Consider the following 6,000-nt stretch of genomic DNA (forward strand, 5'->3'; position numbering starts at 1 on the left):
GAACGGTATGCGGGACCGAGGACGACGAATATCGGCGTCGTCCTCGGTCAAGCGTCGTCACATCTGGTGAATCTGGCTACTGTTCCATCCGACGAGGAGTTCGTCGAGCGTCATGCTCTGGTCCCTGCGTTCTTGCCGTTGGTCGCGTTGTCGGTCGTGGCGGGGGCCGTCACCGTTGTCACCGCGGTCGCCGGGGATGGTGGGTGCGGCGATTGTCGTGACGGGGTGTTCGGCCGCTGTCGCGATGGCGGTGGCGGCTCCGAGAGGGAAGACGGCGAGCGCGGCGGCGACGGCGGCCGTGGCGAACCGGTTGTGCAGGGGGGTTCGAGGGAGATGATTCACTGCGGCTGAAGGATTCGCCACGTGTGAAGTCTCGGAGTGGGGAAGTGAGGTGTGCATTTCGTGTGTCCTGTTCGAATGCGTGGGCCCAACGTCCACAGCTACTCGAATGGTGTCTGCGAGGGCCCGGAACGTTACACCCGACAGCCCAGGAATTTCGGTTTCACAGTGAAACCGTCCCGTAGTGGAGAATTTACCCATGGATGGATTCCCGAGGCCGCACTACCGTCGCAGTGACCGCAGGCGGCCACCATGCCTGTCGCCACCGGAACTCGCCCTGCTCAACGATCATGCACAGCGCGACTGGCGTTCGACGATCCGTTCGAGCGATCTTCCCGTGTTCTTCGTTGCCGGCTCCGACAGCGAGTTTTGGCCATCAGCACACGCCGCAGCGGCTGCTGCACTCGCACCGAACGGAGCGTCGACCGTCGTCGCGCGCGCAGGCCACGCGACGAACATGGAACGACCACATTCGTTCAACAAGGCTGTCGCCGAATTTCTCGAGTCCGCGTTCTGAGCCCCGAACCGACGCACGCGCCGCCGTAGTCGGCCCGGTCAGTCGACGGACTGCACGACGACCGTGCTGCCGCTCTCCGCGGCCTCACGCGCCGCTGCCAACACCACGATGGTGCCGAGCGCGGTGCGGGCCGGCACCGGCTGCTCGCCGGTGCCGGCAACTGCGGCCGCGAATTCCGTGTAGTAGTCCTGATATGCACCCCGTTGCGAGGGAACCTTTTCCGCGCCGTCCGCCGTGTGGAGGACGCCCCACCGTTCCTGTCGTTCGTAACCCCACCCGGTGGGATCGTCGACGGGCCGCACCCCCGCGAAGAGAGCCTGTGCCTGCACGTCCGTACCGTCGGCCACATAGCTGCCCACGCTGCCGAACGCGCGCAGCCGCCGTCCCTCGAGGTGGTTGACCTTGCTCGATGACACACTCGAATAGACCCCACCGCGGTGAGCGATGTTGACGACGAAGCCGGCGTCAGTGCGCCCCTCCGGGCGGTCGACGTAATCGAGGTGGGCGTCGACCCTCTTTGCCGGCCCGAACAACCACAGCATCTGGTCGACGACGTGCGCGCCGATGTCTCGCAGCAACCCGCCGGTCGGGCCGGCTTCGAGCGTGTCGGCACCGTCGAGGTCGAAATGGGATTCGACCCGCCAGATGTCGCCGAGTCGCGGCAACACCGACTTCAGCGTGCGGATGTCGGCGTCGTATCGGCGGTTGTGGAAAACGCTGAGCAGCACGCCGGCGTCGTCGGCGGCCGCGATCAACTCGCGGGCCGTCTCGACATCCGGCGCGAAAGGCTTGTCCGCGACCACGTGCACACCCCGGCCGATCGCCTCGAGTACGAGCTCGCGCCGCGTCTGCGGTGGGGTGGTGATGGTGACCGCATCGACGCCGGAGTCGATGAGCTCGCCGAGGCTCGAGAACACCGGTACTCCAGGGAAGTCCGCGGCAGCCTGGGCGATACGGGAGGCGGAGCGGGTCACGATGCCGCCCAGCGTGATTCCTGCAGCCGCGTCGACGAACGGCGCGTGGAAGTACCGGCCGCCCAGCCCGTACCCGACAATTCCGATTCTTACGCTCATGCCTGCGATTGTATGTTAAGACATTCGAACAATCTATCCCGTGTCTGTGGAGCAGGCATTCGCGGTGTCGAGGTCGAGAACCGCGCAGTGCCGTGCCAAGATGAGGTGGCGCGATCAGTTGCCGCGATCAGTTGCAGGGAGGCGACGTAGTTGTCGGAGCGATCAGGACCCCTCGCCGACGATCCGTTCGGTGGTCGGCACCCGACCAGTCACGAACGGATGACGGGACGGCCGTGGGATGCGTCGTACCACGAGGGCCCTGCGCCTTGGGATGTCGGCCGGCCGCAGCCGGCGATCGTGCGGGTGGCATCCGAAGGCGGATTCGCCGGAACGGTGCTCGACGCGGGATGCGGGACCGGCGAGAACGCTCTTCACGTCGCCTCGCTGGGATTGCAGGTTCTGGGCGTCGACGTGGCTGAGACGGCACTGGCGATCGCCCGGGAGAAGGCCGACGACCGTCGGATCGAGGTCGAGTTCGCGGTGGCCGACGCGTTCCAGTTGGAACACACCGGGCGCCGGTTCGAAACCGTCCTGGACTGCGGACTGTTCCACACGTTCGACGCCGCCGAGCGACCACGCTATGTGGCAAGTTTGGCGTCGGTGACCGAACACGGCGGAACCGTGTATGTGTTGTGCTTCAGCGACGATGGCCCCGATACCGGCCCGCACCCCGTCAGCCGGGAGGAGTTGAGAGCGGCGTTCGACCCTAGCGATGGATGGAAGGTCGCCGCCATCGAATCGGACCGGATCGAGACGAGATTCCACGACGACGGCGCACCGGCCTGGTTCGCGACCATCACGCGGATTTAGCCTGCGGGCGGGTCGGCCCGGTGAAACGTCGGTATTTTGCTCGGGGGTGGCGTCATTCGGCGTTGCCAGTCGGGAAGTAGACCGACCCGTCACTGCCGACGCAGCCGCCCTGGACGGGGCCGGGGCCGAAGTACGCGCCGTTGACCTGACCGGCGCCACCGGAGGAATTCGACCCGACTCCGGCTCCCGCGACGCCGACTGCCCCGCAGGTGTAGCTGTTCGAGTCGCCCGGATCGCTCTCGACCTGAACCTGTGTGCCCGGCGTTGTCGAATCCCCGTGCAGGTTCGGTGCCGCGGCCGCAACACCGGGTGTTGCGAAAATGGCGAGCGCGGCGGCCGCCGCGAGCGCCGGTCGCACTGCGAATGTGTTCATGCGATGTCACCCTCGATTCGTCTCACGATAGGGACCCAATTATCGTCCGCTTCATCCTGAAATCCCACCCCCGTGTGTGCGCCGCGCGAACCGGCCGGGCGGCAGGCTGACACCTCCCGCCCTTGACATGAAGTGGACTTTAGGTTTCACGATGGTCGCAGATGTCACTGGAAGCAAGGAGTCTGCGATGAACGGCACCACAACGGCGCTGATCACTGGAGGATCGGCAGGGCTGGGACGGGCGAGCGCACTCGCGCTCGCGGAGCGCGGCTGGGAGGTGATCATCACCGGCAGGCGGGTCGAACCGCTCGACCGGGTTGCCGCGCGGGCACACACCATCACCGCGCTCTCCGGTGACGTAACCGATCCGCGGCAGCGCGAGCGCATCGCCGAGGAGATCGCCGCGCGGGGGCGACTGGACCTGTTGCTCAACAACGCCAGCGCGCTCGGACCCAGCCCGATGCCTCCCCTCGCCCGGTATCCGGAGAACGCATTGGCGCAGGTCTTCGCAACCGATGTGCTCGCCCCACTCGCATTGATCGCCGCGCTGATCGAGCAGGTGCGGGACGCGGGCGGGACCGTGATCAACATTTCGTCGGATGCCGCGGTCGAGGCCTATGCGGGCTGGGGCGGTTACGGGGCCGCGAAGGCGGCGCTCGACCACGCCACCGCGGTGCTGGCGGTCGAGGAGCCCGGCCTTGCGGTCTATGCCTTCGATCCCGGCGACATGCGCACCGAGATGCACCAGGCGGCGTTCCCCGGCGAGGACATTTCGGATCGGCCCGATCCGGAGACAGTGGTGCCGGCGCTGCTGCATTTACTCGATACGAGACCACCCAGCGGTCGGTATCGCGCGTCGGACTTCGCGGTCGCAGCGAACACGGAGGTGTCGTCGTGACCCGCGCGCGCGTCGCCTCCGCGGCCGAGTTCCGGTTCGTGCTGCCTCGACGATTGGAGGCGAGCGGTCCACCGGAGAGCCGGGGGCTTCTGCGCGACTCGGTGCGGCTGCTGGTCTCCGATCGGGGTAGGTTGGAGCACACCAGATTTCACGACCTACCGCGCTTCCTCCGGCCGGGCGATGTGGTGGTGGTGAACGCGTCGTCGACGTTGGCCGCGGCGGTCGACGGGACCGTCGACGCGGTGGGACCTGTTGTCGTGCACTTCTCCACCGACCTCGAGGACGGCGACTGGGCGGTCGAGGTGCGAGCGCCGGGACCGGTCTCCGGCGCTCTCGACACGGTCGCGGCGGGAACGCGGATCATCCTGCCGCGCGGCGTTGTCGCGACGCTCGTGGAACCCTGGCCACTCGGTTCGACCAGGCTGTGGCGGGCCTCGATCGACGGCGTCGCGGACGTAGCCGCGGAACTGCTCGCCACCTCGGGCCATCCGATCACCTACGCGTACGTCCACGATCGCTGGCCCCTGTCGTTGTACCAGACGATCTTCGGCCGTACCGGCGGAAGCGCCGAGATGGCCAGTGCTGCCCGGCCGTTCACCCATCCGCTGGTCACCGACCTGGCGACCACGGGGGTGGTGGTGGCGCCGATCCTGCTGCACACGGGTGTCTCCTCGCCGGAGCTAGGGGAGCCGCCGATCCCCGAGCGGTACGAGGTGCCGGAGCCGACGGCGCGGCTGGTTAACGACCGGCGTGCCGCGGGAGGTCGCGTCATCGCGGTCGGCACCACCGTGACCAGGGCCCTCGAGACCCAGGCCAGTTCGGACGGCACGGCGGTGGCGGGCACCGGCTGGACGGATCTGGTGCTGAGCGCGGGGAGGCCGACCCGGGTGGTGGACGGCCTGATCACGGGCTGGCACGCGCCGGGGGCCTCGCACCTGATGCTGCTCGAATCGGTGGTGGGGGAGGCCGCCGTCCGTCGCGTCTACGACGAGGCGCTTGCCCGCGGCTACCTGTGGCACGAGTTCGGAGACAGTGCGCTCTTGCTGCGACGGTGACGCGATCGAGGTTCTCGACAGCGGCGCTGTGTGCGAGTTGACTGAAGTTGGTGATCTCGGCAAATCAGAAGGGATCACGGAGGACAGGACGTCGTCATGAACATGGGAAAGAAGATCCGGCACAAGGTCGAAACCGCCGAAGGCGCCGCCAAGAAGGCTGTCGGCAAGGCCACCGGAAACGCCCACCTCGAAGGCGAGGGGAGCAAGGAGCAAGCCAAGGGCAATACCAAGCAAATGGGAGACAAGGTCAAGGACGCGGGCAAGAAGATCAAGAACGCCCTCAAACATTGATCGAACCTCGGTGAGTTCCGGGCTATTCGTTCGACAGCAGCGGCCCCAGCGGTCCGAGGTCGATGTTCAGGTCCTCGGGCGTGAGATCGAAATGATCACGCAACTCTGCCATCCGCTCCTCGAGCAGCATGAGCGTCGTGCCGATGCGTTCGATCTGCTCGTCGCTGAGATCGCCGTGCTCGACTCGGCGCAGCGCCTGCCGTTCCATCAATTGACGTAATAGTTCGACGATCGTCAGGACCAGGGTGACCAGGCCCTTCTCGACGGATTCGGGGTCGGCGTCGATTCTCTGCGGCAGAACCCGGCGACCGATGTCGGTCGGTTCATTCGAATCATCGGGCTCGGACTCAGTCATCGGCGGGCTCCTGCCCGACCGGGTCGGGAACGAGTGCGCTGACCGATGCGATGAGTGTGCGCAGCGAGATTCGGACCATGTCGACGTCGGCGAGCGACAGGGTGATCTCACCGGTGATGACGACGCCACCGCCGAGCACCCGATCGAGCAGGTCGACGAGCGCGATGCGGCGAGTGTCGTCCGCGGGGACCATCTCGCTCACTGGTGCACCATCCTTGTGTCGGTGGTTTCAGATGGACTGCCGATGCACCCGAGGTGCCGCCGGGTCACTGCCCTGCTCGCTTGACAC

General features: G+C 66.8%; 10 protein-coding genes. 5 read left to right on the plus strand and 5 right to left on the minus strand.

The window, feature by feature from the left end; genetic code table 11:
* Positions 1–57 precede the first annotated feature (57 nt).
* Positions 58–363 carry a hypothetical protein gene (locus ACFVJ3_RS37685; RefSeq protein WP_378456901.1) on the minus strand — a complete coding sequence of 102 codons (306 nt, stop codon included), beginning with the start codon at positions 361–363 and terminating at the stop codon, positions 58–60.
* Positions 364–538: 175 nt separating this feature from the next.
* On the opposite strand from ACFVJ3_RS37685, the gene ACFVJ3_RS37690 reads away from it, so the two are divergent.
* On the plus strand, positions 539–856 hold the full coding sequence (locus tag ACFVJ3_RS37690; RefSeq protein ID WP_378456902.1) for an alpha/beta fold hydrolase: 318 nt from the start codon (positions 539–541) through the stop codon (positions 854–856).
* A gap of 38 nt (positions 857–894) precedes the next feature.
* On the opposite strand, the gene ACFVJ3_RS37695 is transcribed toward ACFVJ3_RS37690, so the two are convergent.
* Positions 895–1,929: a Gfo/Idh/MocA family oxidoreductase gene (locus ACFVJ3_RS37695; RefSeq protein WP_378456903.1), complete on the minus strand. Its 1,035-nt coding sequence runs from the start codon at positions 1,927–1,929 to the stop codon at positions 895–897.
* A gap of 150 nt (positions 1,930–2,079) precedes the next feature.
* On the opposite strand from ACFVJ3_RS37695, the gene ACFVJ3_RS37700 reads away from it, so the two are divergent.
* A complete protein-coding gene (locus ACFVJ3_RS37700; RefSeq protein WP_378456904.1) occupies positions 2,080–2,739 on the plus strand; it encodes a class I SAM-dependent methyltransferase in 660 nt (219 codons plus the stop codon).
* A 52-nt stretch (positions 2,740–2,791) separates the two neighbouring features.
* Here the strand turns inward: ACFVJ3_RS37700 and ACFVJ3_RS37705 are convergent, their stop codons facing one another.
* Positions 2,792–3,112 (minus strand): hypothetical protein, encoded by a 321-nt coding sequence (locus ACFVJ3_RS37705; protein ID WP_378456905.1) that lies wholly within the window; start codon positions 3,110–3,112, stop codon positions 2,792–2,794.
* 187 nt (positions 3,113–3,299) lie between these two features.
* Between ACFVJ3_RS37705 and ACFVJ3_RS37710 the strand changes: the two genes are divergently transcribed.
* From ACFVJ3_RS37710 to ACFVJ3_RS37720, 3 genes are all read left to right on the plus strand, one after another.
* A complete protein-coding gene (locus ACFVJ3_RS37710; RefSeq protein ID WP_378456906.1) occupies positions 3,300–4,010 on the plus strand; it encodes an SDR family NAD(P)-dependent oxidoreductase in 711 nt (236 codons plus the stop codon).
* Positions 4,007–5,065: an S-adenosylmethionine:tRNA ribosyltransferase-isomerase gene (locus ACFVJ3_RS37715; RefSeq protein ID WP_378456907.1), complete on the plus strand. Its 1,059-nt coding sequence runs from the start codon at positions 4,007–4,009 to the stop codon at positions 5,063–5,065. The genes ACFVJ3_RS37710 and ACFVJ3_RS37715 overlap by 4 nt, the downstream gene beginning before the upstream one ends.
* Positions 5,066–5,161: 96 nt before the next feature.
* Positions 5,162–5,356 (plus strand): CsbD family protein, encoded by a 195-nt coding sequence (locus ACFVJ3_RS37720; RefSeq protein WP_378456908.1) that lies wholly within the window; start codon positions 5,162–5,164, stop codon positions 5,354–5,356.
* Between the two features lie 22 nt (positions 5,357–5,378).
* Here the strand turns inward: ACFVJ3_RS37720 and ACFVJ3_RS37725 are convergent, their stop codons facing one another.
* The gene (locus ACFVJ3_RS37725; protein ID WP_378456909.1) at positions 5,379–5,711 is read right to left on the minus strand and encodes a gas vesicle protein K; all 333 of its coding nucleotides are present in this window, start codon (positions 5,709–5,711) and stop codon (positions 5,379–5,381) included.
* Complete coding sequence (locus tag ACFVJ3_RS37730; RefSeq protein WP_378456910.1) at positions 5,704–5,913, minus strand: gas vesicle protein; 210 nt, start codon at positions 5,911–5,913, stop codon at positions 5,704–5,706. The genes ACFVJ3_RS37725 and ACFVJ3_RS37730 overlap by 8 nt, the downstream gene beginning before the upstream one ends.
* Between the last annotated feature and the right edge of the window lie 87 nt (positions 5,914–6,000).

The sequence above is a fragment of the Rhodococcus sp. NPDC127593 genome, from assembly GCF_042671975.1.
GTDB lineage: Bacteria > Actinomycetota > Actinomycetes > Mycobacteriales > Mycobacteriaceae > Rhodococcus_F.